At 71.1% G+C, this 17,587-nt stretch carries 16 protein-coding genes and 1 pseudogene; 8 read left to right on the top strand and 9 right to left on the bottom strand.

Features of this window, described 5'->3' with window-relative positions:
• Positions 1-2 precede the first annotated feature (2 nt).
• The gene (locus ACIA77_RS13775; protein ID WP_395886174.1) at positions 3-1,169 is read left to right on the top strand and encodes an ROK family protein; all 1,167 of its coding nucleotides are present in this window, start codon (positions 3-5) and stop codon (positions 1,167-1,169) included.
• 498 nt (positions 1,170-1,667) lie between these two features.
• On the opposite strand, the gene ACIA77_RS13770 is transcribed toward ACIA77_RS13775, so the two are convergent.
• Entirely contained in the window at positions 1,668-1,847 is a 180-nt protein-coding gene (locus ACIA77_RS13770; protein ID WP_204090267.1) for a hypothetical protein, read from the bottom strand.
• A 341-nt stretch (positions 1,848-2,188) separates the two neighbouring features.
• On the opposite strand from ACIA77_RS13770, the gene ACIA77_RS13765 reads away from it, so the two are divergent.
• Genes ACIA77_RS13765 through ACIA77_RS13755 form a run of 3 tightly spaced genes read left to right on the top strand, consistent with a single transcriptional unit; the run spans position 2,189 to position 5,172 of the window.
• A complete protein-coding gene (locus tag ACIA77_RS13765; RefSeq protein ID WP_395886173.1) occupies positions 2,189-3,010 on the top strand; it encodes an EamA family transporter in 822 nt (273 codons plus the stop codon).
• Between the two features lie 22 nt (positions 3,011-3,032).
• A complete protein-coding gene (locus ACIA77_RS13760) occupies positions 3,033-4,385 on the top strand; it encodes a glutamine synthetase (RefSeq protein WP_395886172.1) in 1,353 nt (450 codons plus the stop codon).
• A 22-nt stretch (positions 4,386-4,407) separates the two neighbouring features.
• Positions 4,408-5,172 (top strand): DUF6885 family protein, encoded by a 765-nt coding sequence (locus ACIA77_RS13755; RefSeq protein ID WP_395886171.1) that lies wholly within the window; start codon positions 4,408-4,410, stop codon positions 5,170-5,172.
• Here ACIA77_RS13755 and ACIA77_RS13750 read toward each other — a convergent pair.
• From ACIA77_RS13750 to ACIA77_RS13740, 3 genes and pseudogenes are all read right to left on the bottom strand, one after another.
• Positions 5,169-6,626, bottom strand: coding sequence for an APC family permease (locus tag ACIA77_RS13750; protein WP_395886170.1), 1,458 nt, complete (start codon positions 6,624-6,626; stop codon positions 5,169-5,171). The two genes, ACIA77_RS13755 and ACIA77_RS13750, sit on opposite strands and share 4 nt — an antisense overlap.
• A gap of 71 nt (positions 6,627-6,697) precedes the next feature.
• Positions 6,698-7,291 (bottom strand): annotated as a pseudogene (locus tag ACIA77_RS13745) (response regulator); the annotation flags it as partial.
• A 104-nt stretch (positions 7,292-7,395) separates the two neighbouring features.
• Entirely contained in the window at positions 7,396-7,797 is a 402-nt protein-coding gene (locus tag ACIA77_RS13740) for a sensor histidine kinase (protein WP_395886217.1), read from the bottom strand.
• 101 nt (positions 7,798-7,898) lie between these two features.
• Here ACIA77_RS13740 and ACIA77_RS13735 point away from each other — a divergent pair, with 101 nt between their 5' ends.
• From ACIA77_RS13735 to ACIA77_RS13720, 4 genes are all read left to right on the top strand, one after another.
• A complete protein-coding gene (locus ACIA77_RS13735; protein WP_395886169.1) occupies positions 7,899-8,267 on the top strand; it encodes a hypothetical protein in 369 nt (122 codons plus the stop codon).
• A 71-nt stretch (positions 8,268-8,338) separates the two neighbouring features.
• Complete coding sequence (locus tag ACIA77_RS13730; protein WP_395886168.1) at positions 8,339-8,548, top strand: hypothetical protein; 210 nt, start codon at positions 8,339-8,341, stop codon at positions 8,546-8,548.
• Between the two features lie 19 nt (positions 8,549-8,567).
• Positions 8,568-8,966, top strand: coding sequence for a hypothetical protein (locus tag ACIA77_RS13725; RefSeq protein ID WP_395886167.1), 399 nt, complete (start codon positions 8,568-8,570; stop codon positions 8,964-8,966).
• A gap of 46 nt (positions 8,967-9,012) precedes the next feature.
• Positions 9,013-10,008 carry a phosphotransferase family protein gene (locus ACIA77_RS13720; RefSeq protein ID WP_395886166.1) on the top strand — a complete coding sequence of 332 codons (996 nt, stop codon included), beginning with the start codon at positions 9,013-9,015 and terminating at the stop codon, positions 10,006-10,008.
• Here ACIA77_RS13720 and ACIA77_RS13715 read toward each other — a convergent pair.
• The 5 genes from ACIA77_RS13715 to ACIA77_RS13695 form a co-directional block, all read right to left on the bottom strand.
• A complete protein-coding gene (locus tag ACIA77_RS13715; RefSeq protein WP_395886165.1) occupies positions 9,985-10,914 on the bottom strand; it encodes a hypothetical protein in 930 nt (309 codons plus the stop codon). The genes ACIA77_RS13720 and ACIA77_RS13715 overlap by 24 nt on opposite strands.
• Positions 10,915-10,991: 77 nt before the next feature.
• Positions 10,992-12,674: an ABC transporter family substrate-binding protein gene (locus ACIA77_RS13710; RefSeq protein ID WP_395886164.1), complete on the bottom strand. Its 1,683-nt coding sequence runs from the start codon at positions 12,672-12,674 to the stop codon at positions 10,992-10,994.
• Between the two features lie 53 nt (positions 12,675-12,727).
• A complete protein-coding gene (locus ACIA77_RS13705; RefSeq protein ID WP_395886163.1) occupies positions 12,728-14,860 on the bottom strand; it encodes a dipeptide ABC transporter ATP-binding protein in 2,133 nt (710 codons plus the stop codon).
• Positions 14,857-15,858 carry an ABC transporter permease gene (locus ACIA77_RS13700; RefSeq protein ID WP_395886162.1) on the bottom strand — a complete coding sequence of 334 codons (1,002 nt, stop codon included), beginning with the start codon at positions 15,856-15,858 and terminating at the stop codon, positions 14,857-14,859. The genes ACIA77_RS13705 and ACIA77_RS13700 overlap by 4 nt, the downstream gene beginning before the upstream one ends.
• Positions 15,858-16,835 carry an ABC transporter permease gene (locus ACIA77_RS13695; protein WP_395886161.1) on the bottom strand — a complete coding sequence of 326 codons (978 nt, stop codon included), beginning with the start codon at positions 16,833-16,835 and terminating at the stop codon, positions 15,858-15,860. The genes ACIA77_RS13700 and ACIA77_RS13695 overlap by 1 nt, the downstream gene beginning before the upstream one ends.
• Between the last annotated feature and the right edge of the window lie 752 nt (positions 16,836-17,587).

Below are 17,587 nucleotides of genomic sequence, written 5' to 3'. Positions count from 1 at the left end.
TGATGAGCACACCCGTCGCACGACCGGACGAGGTGCGCCGGCACAACCGCACGACCCTGCTCCGGCTGCTGCACGTCGGTGGCCCGAGCACCCGGGCGGCGCTGGCCGCCGAGCTCGGGCTGAACCGGAGCACGATCAAGACGCTCGTCGACGGCCTCGCGGAAGCCGGGGTCGTCGAGGAGCGGGTGCCGAGGCCGGGCCGAGGGGCGGGCCGCCCCTCGCTCCTGGTCCTGCCCCAGCCCCACGCGGCGGTCGTGCTCGCGGTCGACCTGCAGGTCGAGCACGTGGCGCTCGCACTCGTCGGGCTGGGCGGCCAGATCCTGGGCCGCAACAGCTGGAACCTGCGCGGGCGCATGCGCGAGGCCGACGAGGTCATCACGCACGTGATCGAGTCGGCCGCCGTGCTCGCCGGCGACCTCGGGGTCACCCCCGTGGCCGTCGGGGTGTCGGTGCCCGGAGTCGTGCGGCGCGCCGACGGCCACGTGCACGAGGCGCCGAACCTGCGCTGGACCGACGTCGCCCTCGGCGAGCGGCTGACCGCCGTGCTCAACATCCCCGTCCTGGTCGGCAACGACGCCGAGCTCGGCGCTCTGGCCGAGCACCTGCGCGGCGCGGCTCGCGGGTCGTCCGACGCCGTGTACGTGTCCGCCGACGTCGGTGTCGGTGGTGGCGTGATCGCCCAGGGCTCGTCGCTGCGAGGCGGTGCGGGGTACGTCGGGGAGATCGGCCACATGGTCATCCGCCCCGGCGGCCGCGCTTGCTACTGCGGCAGCAGCGGCTGCTGGGAGACGGAGATCGGGGAGGCGGCGCTGTGCCGCGCCCTCGGCCTGCCCGAGGACACCGCCCGCGGCGCCATCCTCTTCGAGCTGCGCGAGCTGGCGCGCGACCCCGAAGCGGCGGCCGAGCGGCTCGCCGAGTTCGCGGAGTGGCTGACCCTCGGACTCGTCAACGTGGTCAACCTGCTGGGCCCGCAGCTGGTGGTGCTGGGCGACCTGCTCACGGTGCTGCCGGAGTCGGTGATCCGCTCGGTGGCCGCGGAGGTCCGCCGGCGCAGCCTGGTCAGCCGGGCGGTCGGCGGCACGCGGATCGTCAGCTCGGCGCTGGGCGCCGACGTGAAGCTCCTGGGCGCGGCCGAGGTCGCGTTCGAAGTGGTCCTCGACACAGTCTGAGACCCGGACTCGCCGAAGGCGGCAGGTGCCCGCGCACCTGCCGCCTTCGGCGTCACTGGGGGTCAACCGGACAGGAATTGTCAGTGCTGGCTGGAATTGCGCGTCCGGCCCGGGTGAGGTTCACCACGATTCGGTCCGCATTCGGCCACGGCCCGGTTTCGCCGGGGCTTTGCCCGTCGTGCCGGACAGGAATTGTCAATTCCGCACCGGGTGCGAAAAGGGAAGTTGCACAGCCCAAGTGGCGTTCGGCATTCGTCCTGCGCTGTTCGCGCTGTGCGGTTAAGCACTGCGCCGTTCGAGCACTGGTTGTGCCGGCCTGTTCGTTCGGCGACGCGTATTCGGCGCCGGCGTTGATCCGTTGGGGCCGGTGTGCTGAGCCGGTCGGCCCAATGCCCGTGCGGCGGTGCGCCCTCGGGCAGGTCCGGATACGTCGAAGGCGGCAGGTGCTTCGCGCACCTGCCGCCCCCGGGTCGAGTTGGTGGGTTCCCCTGCGGGCCCCTACTTCTGGATCTCCGCGGCCAGTTCCTTGAGCTTGGCCTCGTGCTCACGGGCGTGGTGCCCGCAGAAGAGCAGCTCGCCTCCGGAGCTGAGGACGGCGCGTACCTGAGCCGCGGCCCCGCACCGGTCGCAACGGTCGGCAGCGGTCAGTTCGGGGCGGGTGAGCGTCGGTGATGTCATGGGGGTCTCCCTCCGTCCCGGTACCGGTCGCCCGGTACCTCGATCCAGCTACGCCCACTTCGGAAGTGATGCCCTCGGCGGGGATCGCCTCCGGCTCCGTGGTGTTCGTGCTTCCAATATTGCAGACGTTTCGTGGCCCGCAAGTGTTCCCGCGCCGGTGGGACCTGTGTCACGCCGAATTACCCCGGTTGCCGTAGTGGCGTCCCGCTCCTTAGGACAACGGCACCCGTTTCCTGCTGTTTTCCGAGGTCAGGCACCATGCGGGAGTGAGTTCTACGCTATCCCGTAAACGCAGCGCGACCATTCCCGCTCCGGTCTTGTTCGTTCTCAGCGGAATTTCGATGTATGCCGGTGCGGCCATCGCGGTGGGGCTGTTCGGGCACGGCTCGCCGGCCGGGGTGGCGTGGCTGCGCTGCCTGGGGGCGGCCGTGGTGCTGCTCGCGTGGCGGCGCCCGCCGCGGGCCGCGTGGCGGGGCCGGCGGTTCCGGCTCGCCGCGGCGTTCGGTGTGGTCACCGCGGTGATGAACGTCGCGTTCTACGAAGCGCTCGCCCGCCTGCCGCTGGGCACCGTCGTCGCGCTGGAGTTCGCCGGGCCCGTGGTCGTCGCCGCGCTGGGCTCCCGCACGCGCCGGGACCTCGGCGCGCTCGTGCTCGTGGCGGCCGGCGTCGTCGCGATCGCCGACGTGCGGCTGGCGGGCGGCGCGCTGGGCGTGGTGTTCGCCCTGGCCGCCGCGGCCGCGTGGGCGGGCTACATCGTGCTCGGCAAGCGCGTCGCCGTGGCCGGCGACGGCATCGACAGCCTCGCGGTCGGCTTCGCCGCGGCTACGGTCGTGCTCTCGCCCCTGGCGGCCGGTACGGGCGAAATGTGGTCTTCGCCACGTATGCTGCTGCTCGGCATCGGTGTGGGGGTGCTCTCCACCGTGGTGCCCTACGTACTCGACCAGCTGGTGCTGCGGCGCGTCGGCCAAGCCCGGTTCGCCGTGCTGCTGGCGCTGCTCCCGGTGACGGCCGGCGTCACGGGGTACGCGCTGCTCGCCCAGGTGCCGAGCCTGCCCGAGGCGCTGGGCACGCTCGCGGTGGTCGCCGGGCTCGTGCTGCGCGGCCGGGACGACGGCACGCGCACCGGCAGCGTTGGCCGGGATCGCGCCGAGCCGCGATACTGACCCGATCCCCCGGGAGGTGGCGATGACCAAGGCAGCGTCGGCGGCGGCGAAGGACCTGGCCGCGACCGGGGTGAGCGGGGTTCACCTCGCCTGGGCGGACAACAACGGCATCCCGCGCTCGCGCATCGTCCCCATCGGCGGTCTCGCAGCGGCCGCCGACCGCGGCATCGGCGCGACCTCGCTGTTCCCCGTGTTCGACAGCCACGACGCCATCACCTACGGCCACGCCGGCCTCTCCACCCCGTCCGGCGACATCCGGCTCGTGCCGGTCATGGAGCGCCTGCGCCGGCTCTCCGGCCAGCCCTCGCTCGCGTGGGCCCCCGCGCGGCAGCTCGCCGCCGACGGTTCGCCCTGGCCGTACTGCCAGCGCTCGGTGCTGGAGCGCCAGGTCGCGGAAGCCACCCGGCGGGGGCTGGAGTTCCGCGCGGGCTACGAGCTCGAGTTCACCGTGACACCGGCGGGCAGCACGGACGTCGTCGCGGCTCCCGGGCACCCCGGCCCCGCGTACAGCCCGCACGCGCTCGTCGGCCTCGACGGGTTCGTCGCCGCCCTGCTGCACGACTTCGCCGCCAACCGCCTGGAGATCGGTCAGCTGCACGCCGAGTACGGCGTGGCCCAGCTGGAGCTCTCGCTGGCCGCCACGGACCCCGTGTCGGCCGCGGACGACCAGCTCCTGGCCCGCCAGACCATCCACGCCGCCGCGCACGCCCACGGCCTCGCCGTGAGCTTCGCGCCGCTCGTGAGCCTCGCCGCGGCGGGCAACGGCTGGCACCTGCACACGTCCGTGCACCACCGGGGCGCCAACCTGCTCGCGGGCGAGGGGCTGCCCGTCGACGACGGCGCCGCCTACCTCGGCGGGCTGCTGCGGGACCTGCCGGCGCTGACCGCCGTCACGGCTCCGAGCGTGCCGTCGACGATGCGGCTGCGGCCGGGGTTCTTCGCGGGCGCGTACGCGTTCTGGGGTGTGGAGAACCGCGAAGCGCCGCTGCGGTACGTGCCGGGGTCGGCGCTGCTCGGCCCGGACCACGCGAACGTCGAGCTCAAGGCGTCGGACGCGTCGGCGAACCCGTACCTCGCGCTGGCGGTCGTGCTGGCCGCCGGGATGGCCGGGATCGAGGACGGCGCGCCGCTGCCCGCGCCCATCGGCGAGGACCCGGGCGGCTGGACGGAGGGGGAGCGCGAGACGCGCGGCGTGCTGCCGCTGCCCGCGAGCCCCGCCGAGCAGGACGCGGCGCTGCTCGCGTCGCCCCGGGTGTCCGGGGCTCTCGGCGACGAGCTGCTGGGCGCGTTCCGGGCGGTGCGCGCGTCGGACGCGGTGTGGGCGGCGGACCGCACCCCCGAGCAGATCGTGGCGGCGCACCTGTGGCGGTACTGAATCCCGCGCGCGGAGCGGCCGCGTGACCGGGCTCTCCGCGGTGCAGTGGTTACCCGGCGCGGCCCGGCTGGTGGCCGAAGCGCGCGCCGAGCTGCCGCAGAAGGACGGGCTGGCCGCCGCGTTCACCGCGCTGGCCGCGCTGCGCGCCGCCGGGTTCGCCGTGCCGGACCAGGACGAGGTCGCCGCGGCGGCGGGCACGGTGCGCGCGCCGGGCGGTCCGCCGGCCGGCGCGAAGGGCCGGGACGACTTCCGCCTGCCCATCCCGTGCGACGCCACCGGGGCCGGCACCGATCCGGCAGCGCTCGCGGCGGCCGTGGAAGCCTTGTCGGGCAAGCGGTTGCGGGTCGTGCCGGCTGTGCCCGCGTCGGGGGAGTGGTCCGCCGACGCGGTGTTCGACCTGCTGGTGGCGCTGTGGGACGTGCCGCGCGTCGCCGTGATCGCGCGGCTCGACCCGGCCGAGCTGGGCTCGCCGGACACGCCGGAGCGCGCGCTGCTCGACTACCTCCACACGGGCGTCCCTCCCCTGTGGACGAACCGCTGGCGCCCGCCCGGGTACCACCATGTGCTCGTGGCGGGCGTGCGCCTCGGCGCCGAAGGAACGCTGCTGTCCGTTGTGGACACCTACGCGGTGCTGGGGGACAACGGGGTCCACGACCAGCCGCTGGAGTGGATCACCGCCGCGCTGGCCGGAAGTGGTGCGCTGCTGCTGATCGCGGACGCGGCCCACGCCGGCGTGCTCACCCGAGCGGTCACCGGCGCGGGCCTGGCCCCGCGGTTCCCCGGTTAGGTCTCGGACTTCGCCCGGTTGCCCGGGGCGAGGCGGGAGTGCTTGCGGCCGTAGAAGAAGTAGATCAGCAACCCCAGCACCAGCCACGCGGCGAAACGGATCCACGTGACCACGTCGAGGTTCAGCATCAGGTAGAAGCACGCGACCGCCGCGATGATCGGCACCACGGGCGAGAACGGCACCGTGAACGGGCGCTTGACGTCCGGGCGCCGCTTGCGCAGCACCGGCACGGCCACCGCGACGATGATCATCGCCGACAGCGCCCCGATGCTCACCATGTCCGACAGCGCGTCGATCGGCACGAACGCCGCCAGCACGGCGATGAGGACCGCGCCGCCGATGGTCATCCGGTGCGGGGTGCCCCAGCGCGGGTGCGTGGTGCCGATGGCCTTCGGCAGCAGGCCGTCGCGGCCCATCGCGAAGCCGATGCGCCCGATGGTCACGAGTTCCACCATCATCACCGACGTCAGCCCGGTGACCGCGCCGAGCGAGATCAGCGCGCCGACCCAGTGCTGCCCCACGCTGTCGAACGCGGCCGCCAGCGGGGCGCCGGTGTCGATGTCGGTGAACGGGATCATGCCCGTGAGCACGATCGAAACGGCGAGGTAGAGCACCGCGCACACGGCGAGCGCGCCGAGGATGCCGACGCGCAGGTCCTTGCGCGGGTTCACGGTTTCCTCACCGAGGTTGGCCAGCGCCTCGAACCCGGTGTAGGCGAAGAACACCACGGCCGCCGCGGTGACCACACCCGCGATGCCGTACACGGACTGCTCCAGCCCCAGCGCGGCCTGGACCACCGGCTGCTCCAGCACGCCCGACCCACCGGACGGCGGCTGCGCCGGCGGGATGAACGGCGTGAGGTTGGCGCCCTTGATGAAGAACACCCCGACGACGACGATCAGCACGCACACCGCGACCTTCACGACCACGAGCACGTTGGTGAGCCACGCCGACTCCTTGATCCCCAGCACGGCCACGACCGTCAGCACCGCGATGATGATCACCGCGCCGACGTTGACCTTCGCGTCCTCGCCGAACCACGTCGGCGACAGGCCCAGCAGGTTCGCCAGGTACCCGGACCAGCCGCGCGACACCACGGCGGCGCCGAGCGCGAACTCCAGCAGCAGGTCCCAGCCGATGATCCACGCGAACACCTCGCCGAGCGTGGCGAACGCGTAGGTGTAGGCGCTCCCGGCCGTCGGGACGCTCGAGGCGAGCTCCGCGTAGCAGAGCGCCGCGAGGCCGGCCACGATCGCGCCGATCACGAACGACAGCGTGACCGCCGGCCCGGCGTGCGTCTTGGCTTCGACGCCGGCCAGCGTGAAGATGCCGGTCCCGATGATGATCCCGACGCCGAACCCCACCAGGTCGCGTCCCCTGAGCCGCCGCTTCAGCTCGCCCGAGTCCTGGCGCTTCAGGACCTCGTCCACGTCCAACGTTCTGCGCACACCCATGGGGGAACGTTAGAAGGTAACGGCTTGGCGCGCAGAACGGTTTGCCGGTCACTCGCCGGTGAGTCCGGCCTCCTGGCGAGGACCGCGGCCTGTACGCGCGAGCGCGGGCCGAGCTTCGTCAGGACGCGCGACACGTGGGTCTTCACGGTGGTCTCGCCGATGCGGAGCCGGGTGCCGCTCCCAGGCAGCACAGCACCTCCCGTTCGCGGTCGGTGAGGTCGCCGAGGCCCGAGGGCGTGGTCACGGGCTTCTCCGCCGACTGCGCGTACGCCGTGATGAGCTTGCGCGTCACCTGCGGCGCGAGCACGCCTTCGCCCGCGGCGACGAGTTTCACGGCTTCGATCAGGCGCGGTGCTTCGACCGACTTGAGCAGGAACCCGGCCGCGCCGGCGCGCAGGGCGGCGTGCACGTACTCGTCGAGGTCGAAAGTGGTCAGCACGAGCACGTCCGCGAAGCCTTCGGCGATCACCTCGCGCGTGGCCGGGATGCCGTCGGTGCCGGCATGCGCACGTCCATCAGCACGACGTCGGGCTTGAGCGCGCGGGCCTTGCCGCACCGCGGTGGCGCCGTCGGCGGCCTCGCTTGCCCCCGGCGTTGCCGAGGATCAGGACGAGGCCCGCCCGGATCGCTCCGTGGTCGTCGGCCACCAGCACCTTGACCGTCACGAACGTCCCTCCACCAGCGGCAGTTCGGCCCGGACCACCCAGTCCGAACCGGCCGGGCCGGGCGCTCAGCGTCCAGCCCACGGCATTCGCGCGTTCGCGCATGCTCAGCAGCCCGTGGCCCGTCCCGCCGTCGAGCGCGGGGTGGCCGACCGCAGCTCGTTTTCGATCTCGACGGTGAGCGTGCCGCCGGCGCGGCGCAAGTTCACCACGACGCGGCCGCCGGGCGCGTGCTTCACCGCGTTGGTGAGCGCCTCCCGCGCGATCCGGTACGCGGTGAGGTCGACGGCCGCGGGCAGGCCGGTGGTTTCGTCCACTGTGGAGCCTACGACCACGTCCATCCCGGTGGCCCGCGCGGATTCCACGAGCCGCGAGAGCTCCACGAGACGCGCCGGCGCCGTGGTCTCGTACTGCTGGCCGCCACCGTCGGAAGCGCTGCGCAGCAACGTGATCATCGTGCGCATCTCGTCCAGCGCGCTGACGCTGTTCTCCCGCACGGCTTCGAGCACCGCGCGACATCTTCGGGTCGGCCGCCATCGACAGCGCCACCTCCGACTGGATGGCGATGGCCGAGAGGTGACCCGCGATCACGTCGTGCAGGTCGCGCGCCGTGCGGGCCCACCGCCGCGCGCCGGTCGAGTTCGGCGATCTTCGCGAGCTGCTCGCCGTTGGCGCGTCCGGTCGACGCGACGTCGCGCTGCTGGCGCACGTTGGCCGCCCACCACACCGGCACCAGCAGGAACGGCAGGACCGCTGGGCCGACGTGTGCTTCGCCCACCGCGTCGCCGGGGGCCCGCCGCCCGCGCCGAACCTGCGTGGCAAGGCGAAGGCCCGCCACGAGTGGCGCGAGTGGTTCAAGTGCGTGCTGGCCTGCGTGATCGCCGTCCTGCTGCTGGTCGCCATCTTCGTCATCGGCCGGCCCGGCCAGGTCGGGCCGCTGTGGGACTGGCCGCCGCTCGGTGCGCTGACGGGCATCTGACTCGTCGCCGGCCCGCTGTGGACCGAATTGGTCGGCAAGAAGGACTCGGTCGAGCGGGAGGAGGTGCCGTCGTGATCGAACTCCTGGGCCTGGTGCTGGTCAGGCAGGGCGCCGGCGGCCTCATCAACCGGCTCGCCGGCTCCGCCGACCCCAGCTGGTTCGTCCAGCTGCGCCTGCTGCCGCCGTCGCTGCACGTCGCGGCCAGCGCCGTGCTGCTCGCGGCAGGCGGGGTGCTCCTGTTCGCTTGGCGGTCGCGAAAACGCGGCCGCGATCAGCGCTGACCGCGCCTACACTGGGCCGATGGCCGACGCGACCGGCAGCGTGGCCGGGCCTCTCGTCCTCTTCGCCGTGGTCAGTCTCGCCCCCTCGGCGCTGTTCTGGTGCGCGTTGAAGGTGCCGGCGCTCGTGCACTGGCTGGCCGACCGGCGCCGCGTCCGGCTGGCCCCGGCGGACCCACCGGTGGAACGCCTGTCGGCGGACCTCCGCCGCGTGCACCGGCTGCTGGCCGGGTACCCACCGGGCACGCCGGCCGCCCGCCGCCTGGGAACGCGCCAGGCGTACGACGAACTGCTGACGACGGCGTGCCGCGAGGTCGGCGTCGCGCACCGCCTGGACTCCCTGCCGGAGGGCATCGACCGCGACCTGGAGCGGCTACGGGTGGAGGAGTCGCTGCGGCGGGAGGGGCTCGCGGTTCCCTGACGCCGTGCTCACCCCGGCACGACGGCCGGGGTGCCAGGATGATCACATGGACTTCCGCCCCCTCGAACGGCCCGCCGGGGCGTTCCAGCAGCCCCTGACCCCCGAGCAGATCGAGGCCGTGGCCGCGAGGGCGTTCGGGCCCGGCACGGAGGTCGTGTCCGCGGCGGAGCTGGGCTGGGGTGGTTACAACACCACCTACCGCGTGGAGCTGGCGGACGGGCCCGTGATCCTGCGCGTGGCACCCGAACCGGCACGGCAGACGCGGATCGAATGGCAGTTCATGCGCAACGAGTACCTCGCGGCGCCGTACTTCGCGCCCATCGCGCACCTGTTGCCGCGCACGATCGCGGCGGACTTCACGCACGAGCTGGTGCCGCGGGACTACGTGGTGCAGGCCGTGCTGCGCGGCAAGGCGGGGCCGGACGTGCTGCCGGCGTACCCGCCCGCCGAGCGGGGGCCGTTCTACCGCGAGCTGGGCCGGCTCACGCGGCTGGTCCACGGTGTGTGCGGGCCCGGCTTCGGCGCGGTCGCGGGGCCGCACTTCGCGACCTGGAGTGAAGCGCTGGTGGCCTACTTCGCCGACAACGCGCTCGACCTGGAGGACCGCGGCCTCGTCGGTGCCGACGTGCGGGAGGCAGGCGAGCTCGCCTACCGCGACGCGGCGTTGCTGGACGAGGTCACCGAACCCCGGCTGCTGCACGGCGATCTGTGGACGGTCAACGTGATGCTGGAGCCGGACCTCACCGTCACCGGCGTCTACGACCACGACCGCAGCTGGTGGGGCGACCCGGCGGCCGACTGGCCGATCCGGATGGCGCTGGCGAAGCCCGGCGCGGAGCGTGACGAGTTCTGGGCGGCGTACGGGCCGCTGGACGACTCCCCGAACGCTCGCCGCCGCATGCTCTACTACCGCGCCCGCCACCTGGGCGCCGTGCGGCTGGAGCGCCACCGCCTCGACCACGAGGAGAAGCTCGCCGACTCCTACGACGAGCTGGCCGCCGTGCTGGACGAGCTGCGTTCAGGACGGGTCGGAGCCGCGTAGGGCGGCCCACCAGAAACCGAAGCCGGCGACGAGCACGGTGATCGTCAGCCAGCCCGTGAAGCCGCTGCCGTCGACGACGGCCCAGAACGCGCCGACCACGGGCGCGACGACGAGCACCGGCAGATCCGCCCGGAACTGCCGGTGCAGCGGCACCGGCCGGGCGGCCGCGAGGGAGCGTTCCTCGTCGGGCTCGGCGGGGTTGTCCAGGCGCCGCCCGAGCGGCTCGGCGTCCCGCACGGCGCCCGCCGGGTACAACACGTCGTCGCCGAGGGACACCGCGACGTGCCGGTCGCGGCGCACGTCGCCGTGCACGGTGACTTCGGTCGGCGTCGGCAGGCCGATCAAGGTGGGGGAGAAGTACACGGGGATCCAGCGCGGGGTCGCCGTCTCGGTCTCCAGCCACGAGCGCGTGAGCAGGCCGCGCTGCACCTTCACGCGCCGCACCGGCACCGGCGCACCCGCGGGAGCGCGTGCGGTCCGGACGAACCGCGTGACCAGCAGGAACCCGTCGACGGCCAGCACCACCAGCGCGGCGACGACGGTCACCGTGGCGTAGGTCGACGCGCGGTCCTGCGCCACCAGCGGAGCCGCGTCGCGGATCACGGCGCGAGCCGGTTGGGCGGGGTCGTACAGCACCGCGACCTGCGCACCCGTCTTGGGTGCCGACCCGTCGAGCTCGACGGTCGCGGTCGCCGGCGAACCCTCGACGAGGAACCGCACGGTCGCCGAACCGTCGTCGGCGCGCACCACGGTCGCCGTGGCGGGCGTCGTCAGTCCGCGCAGCTGCGCCTGGGCGTGCGAGAACTCCAGCAACTGCAGCACGAACACCGCGGCGCACACGACGAGCACCACCGCGCTCGTCACGAGGACGTGGCGCACCGGCCGCAGCCCCAGGAACCTCCGCACGTGAACCACCCTAACCGTCTACAAAGGAAAGAGCGGCGCGAGCCGGGGCCCGCGCCGCTCTTTTCGGGGGTACTGCCCTACTTCTTCACGAAACCGATCTTCGTGTAGTCGTACGGGGTGTTCGCGTAACCCGGCGAACCGAAGTTGGCCAGGGTCTTGCGCGTGGCGAACGCGCCCGTCGACTGGAAGATCGGGAGCTGGTGGCCCAGCGCCCAGATCTCCTGGTCGGCGGCGTTGATGTCCGCGGCCCGCTTCGTGTCGTCCAGTTCCTGCGACGCGGTGTCGAGCAGCTGGTTCAGCTTGTCGTCACCGATGTGGCCGTAGTTCTGGTTGATGTTCTTCGGGTCGAGGTAGTAGATGCCCTTGCTGCCGCCGATCGGGAACGAGTTCGAGATCCAGCGGAACAGCGTCAGGTCGAAGTTGCCGACGTTGACGTAGTTCTTGAAGAACTCGGAGGTCGGCACCGCCTGGATGTCGAGGTTCACCCCGATCGCCTTCAGCTGCGACTGCAGGATCTGGCCGGTCTGCTGGCTGATCGGCGTGGCCGTCGGGATCACCAGGCGCACCTTGAGCTGCTTGCCGTCCTTGGCGCGGAAGTCACCGGACTGCTTCCAGCCGAGCTTGTCGAGGTCGGCCTTCGCGGCGTCCACGTTGAACTTGTACGGCCCGGAGTGGTCCTCGTAGGTCTTCGAACCCTTGAGGTACAGGTGGTTGCCCAGGGGCGCGGTGTCCTTCATCATCTGCCCGAGGATCGCCTTGCTGATCGACACCGTGTCGATGCCCTTGATGATCGCCAGCCGCAGGTCCTTGTCGGCCAGGATCGAGCTCGGCGCGCCGTTGAACGTCACGTGCGTGTAGTCCGGGTAGGTGGACTGGCGGACGACCGCGTTCGGGTCGGCTTGCGCGCGCTTGAACGCGTTGATGTCGTTGTTCAGGTTGAAGAAGTCGATCTGGCCGTTGGCGAAGGCGTCCGGCAGCGCGGCGCGCTCGACGACCTTGTAGGTCACCGTGTTCAGCTTCGGCTTGGCGCCCCACCAGTTGGGGTCGCGTTCGAACACCACGGTCTTGCCCGTCTGGTCGATGCTCTTGACCTTGAACGGGCCGGCGGTGATCTTCGGTTCCGAGGCCCAGCCCTTGTTGAAGGTGTCCGGGTCGGCGTTCAGCTCCTTGGGGTAGAGCGGGTTGAACAGCGACTTCCACTCGGCGAACTTCTTCGCGAAGGTCACCTTCACGTCGAGGTCGTCGGTGCCCTTCTCGACCTTGGCGATGTCCTCGTAGCCCGTGGTCTGCGAAACCTGGTAGGCCGGGTTCTTGCCGTTGAGCACGTTGGCCTGCGCCTGGAAGTCCTCCCACGAGAACTGCCGGCCGTTGCTCCACTTGGCCTTCGGGTTGATCTTGTACTCGATCACCTGCGGGTCGGTGCTGATGACCTGGGCCGAGGTGAGGTAGTTCGGGTCGATGCCCACCGACGCGTCGGCGTTCTGCGGGAACGGGTACGGCAGGATGGCGCCGAACATGTTCGCGCCGTCGAGCACCGTGCCGTCGACCTCGTCGTAGTTCCAGTTGTCGGGCAGCTGGTCGACCGGCCACTTGAGGTCGCCGCCGTCCTGCAGCTGGTCGACCGGCATCGCGTTGATGTCGGACGTCTTCAGCCCCTGGCTGCCGGCGTCCTGCAAACCGCTGTTGCCACCGCTGTTGCCGCCGCCACAGGCGGACAGGATCAGCCCCAGTGCGGCAACGGGAGCCACGAGCGTGGCCATCCTCCGTCGCATTGTGTTTACCTTTCTTTCCCTGTGTGCCAACGGATGCGTGGCTACACGACTTCGCGGGTCTTGGCGTAGTGGCAGGCGACCTCGTGGTCGTCCGCGCGCGCTTCGCGCAGCGGTTCGAGGTCGATGCACTTCTGCTTGTCCTGTTCGGACAGTTGAGCGAACACGAAACAGCGCGTGCGGAACCGGCAGCCCGACGGCGGGTTCGCCGGGCTCGGCAGGTCGCCGGTGAGGATGATTCGGGTCCGCTCGCGTTCCTTCACCGGGTCCGGGATCGGGATCGCGGACAGCAGCGCCTGCGTGTACGGGTGCTGCGGCGCCTCGAAAACCGTGCGCACGTCGCCGATCTCCACGATCTTGCCCAGGTACATCACGGCCACGCGGTCGGCGATGTGGCGCACCACCGACAGGTCGTGGGCCACGAACAGGTACGACAGGCCGAGCTTGGCCTTGAGCTCGTCGAGCAGGTTGATCACGCCGGCCTGGATCGACACGTCCAGCGCCGACACCGGTTCGTCGAGCACGATCAGCTTCGGCTCGAGCGCGAGCGCCCGGGCGATGCCGATGCGCTGGCGCTGGCCGCCGGAGAACTCGGCCGGGTAGCGCTCGGCGTGCTCCGCGCGCAGCCCCACGAGCCCGAGCAGCTCCGGCACGCGCTTGGCGATCCGGGCCTTGTCGTAGCCGTGGGTCACCATGGGCTCGGCGATGATGTCGCCGATCGGCAGCCGCGGGTCGAGCGCGGCCATCGGGTCCTGGAACACCACCTGCAGGTCGCGCCGGATCGCCTTGCGCGCCTTGCCGTCGAGTTTCGCGACGTCCTTGCCGAGCACGGCGACCGAACCGCCCGCCGGCGCGGTCAGCTCGAGGATCTCCATGAGCGTGGTCGACTTGCCGCAGCCGGACTCGCCGACCAGGCCGAGCGTCTCGCCCTCGACGATGTCGAAGCTGATGCCGTCGACCGCTTTGACGGTGCCGGCCTTGCGCTTGAACACCGCGCCCTTGGTGACCTGGTAGTGCTTCTTCAGGTCCTGGACGTCGAGCACGGTGGACCGCTGCTCGCGCGGCAGGTGCGCGACCGCGGCTTCCTCGATCACCTCGGCGCCGTACACCTCGGCCGCGTCGGCCTCGGGCCGGGCGAGCTCCTCGGTGCGGATGCAGGCGACGCGGTGCGTGGTGTCGACCGGGGCGTTCGGGTTGCCCGGCGTGATCGTGAGCAGCTCCGGCTCGGCCTGGCGGCACGCGTCGATCGCCAGCGGGCAGCGCGGCGCGAACGGGCAGCCGGCCGGCAGGTCCACCAGCGACGGCGGCTGGCCCTCGATCGGCACCAGCGGCTGCTTCTCGTGCGCGTCGACGCGGGGGATCGAGCCCAGCAGGCCCAGTGTGTACGGCATCCGCGGCTGGTCGTAGATGGTCTCGACCGGGCCCTGCTCCACGGCGCGCCCGGCGTACATGACCATCAGCCGGTCGGCGAACCCGGCGACGACGCCGAGGTCGTGGGTGATGATCACGATGCCGGCGCCGGTGACCTCCTGCGCCGTCTTGAGCACCTCCAGCACCTGGGCCTGCACCGTCACGTCGAGCGCGGTGGTCGGCTCGTCGGCGATGATCAGGTCCGGGTCGTTGGCGATCGCGATGGCGATCACCGCGCGCTGGCGCATGCCGCCGGAGAACTCGTGCGGGAACGCCTTGGCGCGAGCGGCGGCGTGCGGGATGCCGACGAGGTCGAGCAGTTCGACCGCGCGCTTGTTGGCTTCCTGCTTGCCCATCGAGCCCTTGGCGTGCACCAGCAGCGCCTCGGCGATCTGGGCGCCGACGGTGTACACGGGCGTGAGCGCCGAGAGCGGGTCCTGGAAGACCATCGAGATCTTCTTGCCCCGCAGCTTCGACAGCTCGGTGTCGGACTTGCCGATGAGCTCGGTGCCCTGGAACCGGATCGAGCCGGACACGCGCGCCTGCGGCGGCAGCAGGCCCATGACGGCGAGCGACGACACCGACTTGCCGGAGCCGGACTCGCCGACGATGCCGAGCACTTCGCCGGCCGCGACCTGGTAGTTGAGCCCGCGCACGGCGTGCACGCGGCCGGATTCCGACGGGAAGGACACGTCGAGGTCCGAGACCTCCAGGACCGTGCCGGTGGGCTTCCCGGTCTCCGCGCTCAGTTCGAGTGCGGCGCTCATGCTTGTGCTCCCACGGTCTTCGGCGACGGCGACTTCGTCTTTTCTTCGATGCGCTTGCGCTCCTTGCGCCGCGACCGGCTCGACGACGGGTCGAGCGCGTCGCGCAGGCCGTCACCCGCGAAGTTCACCGCGAGCACGGTGACCACGAGGAAGCCCGCCGGGATGTAGAACAGCCACGGGAACGTGCGCACCGCGTCGGACCCGCTCGAGATCAGCGTGCCGAGCGAAACGTCCGGCGACTGCACGCCGAACCCGAAGAACGACAACGAAGTCTCGGTGATGATCGCGACGCCGACGTTGATGGTCGCGTCGATGATCAGCAGCGAAGCCATGTTCGGCACGATGTGCTTGGCGATGATCCGCCACGCCGGCTGGCCCATGAACTTCGCGGCCTTCACGAACTCGCGCTCGCGCAGCGTCAGCGTCATGCCGCGCACGATGCGGGCGGTGATCATCCACTGGAACAGCGCGATCAGGCCCACCAGGATCAGCCAGGTCTTGCCGCGGAAGGCGGGCGAGAGGATCGAGATGATCAGGAAGGGCGGCAGGATCAGCAGCAGGTCGACGACCCACATGGCGACGCGGTCGGTCCACCCGCCGAAGTAGCCCGCCGCGGCGCCGACGATCGAGGCGACGCCCGTGGAGAACAGCGCGGCCAGCAGGCCGATCGTGAGCGACTTCTGCAGCCCGCGCATGGTCTGCGCGAACATGTCGCCGCCGATCTGGTTGGTGCCGAACCAGTGGCTGCCGTCCGGCGGCATGAGGTTCGACAGCGGGTCGAGCTCGTCGTAGGCCCACGGCGAGTACCAGGTGTAGGTGAAGGCCAGCACGTAGAACAGCACGATCACGGCCAGCGAGGTGACCGCGAGCTTGTTGCGCAGGAAGCGGCGCAGCACGAGCTTGCCGCGGCTGGAGGACTTGCTCTCGGCTTCGCTGCGCGGGTCGGCTGCCAGCACGGCCGAGTCGGCGATGTCGGCCTCGTTCACGGGAGCGGCCATCAGATCCTCACCCTCGGGTCGAGCGCGGCGTAGAGCACGTCGGCCAGCCACCCGGCCAGCAGCACGCAGACCGCGATGAACAGGGTCACGGTCGCGACGATGTTGGTGTCCTGCTTCTGGATGCCGGTGATCAGCCAGTCGCCCATGCCGTACCAGCCGAAGATCTTCTCGGTGAAGATGCCGCCCGTGATCAGCAGGCCGAACCCGAACGCGAACAGCGTCGCCATCGGGATCAGCGCGGTGCGCAGGCCGTGCTTGAACAGCGCGCGCCGCCGCGTGAGGCCCTTGGCCTGCGCGGTGCGGAGGAAGTCGGAGCCGAGCACGTCGAGCATCGCCGAACGCTGGTAGCGGCTGTAGTACGCGACCTGCGTGAGCACGATCGCGAGCGTGGGCACGATGAGGTGCTGCAACCGGTCGAGCAGCACGTCGCCGAAACTGCCGTCGAGGCCGCTGGTTTCGCCCTGCACGATGAAGAACTGGTAGCCGTCGAGCAGGTTGTCGTTCACGGACTGCGCGCCGGCCTTGAGGATCGTGGCGATCACGAAGACCGGAGTGGACAGCACGACGAACGAGAACGTGGTGGCCACGTAGTCGCTGATCTTGTACTGCCGGATCGCGCTCACCACACCGACGAGCACGCCGATGATGATGCCGATCGTGATACCCAGCAAGAACAACCGGAGGCTCACGCCGGCGCGGCGGAAGAGCTCGTCGGTGATCGGCTGGTCCGCGACGGTGCGGCCGAAGTTCCCCTGCAGCACCCCGCCGAGCCACGTGAAGAAGCGCTGGGGGATGGGCTGGTTCAGGTAGAGCTCGGCGGCCTTGGCGTCGATCGTGGACTGCGGCGCCGGCGGGTTCCGCAGTTTCAGGGCGTCCAGCGGGCTGAACGCCAATGATGCCAAGGAAAAGGCCGCGAACGTGGCGACAAGGCACAAGGCCACGTAGTTGACGAGGCGGCGGAGGAGGAAGCCGATCACGGTTTCCTCGATTCACGCCGACCGGAGGATCCGCCCCGCGCCGACGGCCACGCCTGGCTCTCGCGCGATTGAGTTTTCGTCGAAAACACTAGCCGGTGCTGCCTTCCGAATGCTGCTGACGCTCGTTGTCGGCGCAGCATAATCCGGATAAGGGCCTGCGATCTTCGTTCCCAGGCAACCAAATAATCACGATTTCCGCGCCGGGCGTGTAAAGCACCGACTTTCGGCTGTTGCGGTCGACGGGGTCCACGCGGTAATCACTACCTGCGGTTCGTCGCGGTGGGTGGTCTCCCGAATACCGCGGATCACGTTCCGGAAATGTTTCCGGAAATGCTCCGCGGGGGACGGAACGAGGGGAACGGACATATCGGACGTGGTGTGGACCAGTCTGATGGTTCAGACCGGCTGGGGCTTGGCGGCTCTTCCGGCGTGGGCGGGGAAACCGCAGTGTGGGGGAGCGCTTTCTCGGTGCGGTTCGGTGGCAGTCAGGCCCCGTGCCGGCGGGTCGCGTGCGGCGGTTGCTCGCTCCGGTGAATGGCTTGACTGGCTCTGGGCGCACTGGCCTCGGCGCGTGGATGAACCCGACCCGATCTCTCGCCGCGGGTCGGGGCTGGCGGCTTGACTTGTCCACAACTCGGGTCAGGTGTGGACAAGCAGGCTGAGCACCGGGTTTCGTCGGTGTGCACCGGTAGAATGGATCATGGGCGAGCCCCGGGAGGGTGGGTTTTGCCGTCGCGCGGGCGAGCTGGTGC

It is taken from the genome of Amycolatopsis sp. NPDC051903 (genome assembly GCF_044452505.1).
In the GTDB taxonomy this organism is placed as follows: Bacteria; Actinomycetota; Actinomycetes; order Mycobacteriales; family Pseudonocardiaceae; genus Amycolatopsis.
The sequence above is the reverse complement of the archived record's forward strand: the minus strand, read 5'-3'. Positions and strand labels throughout refer to the sequence as shown.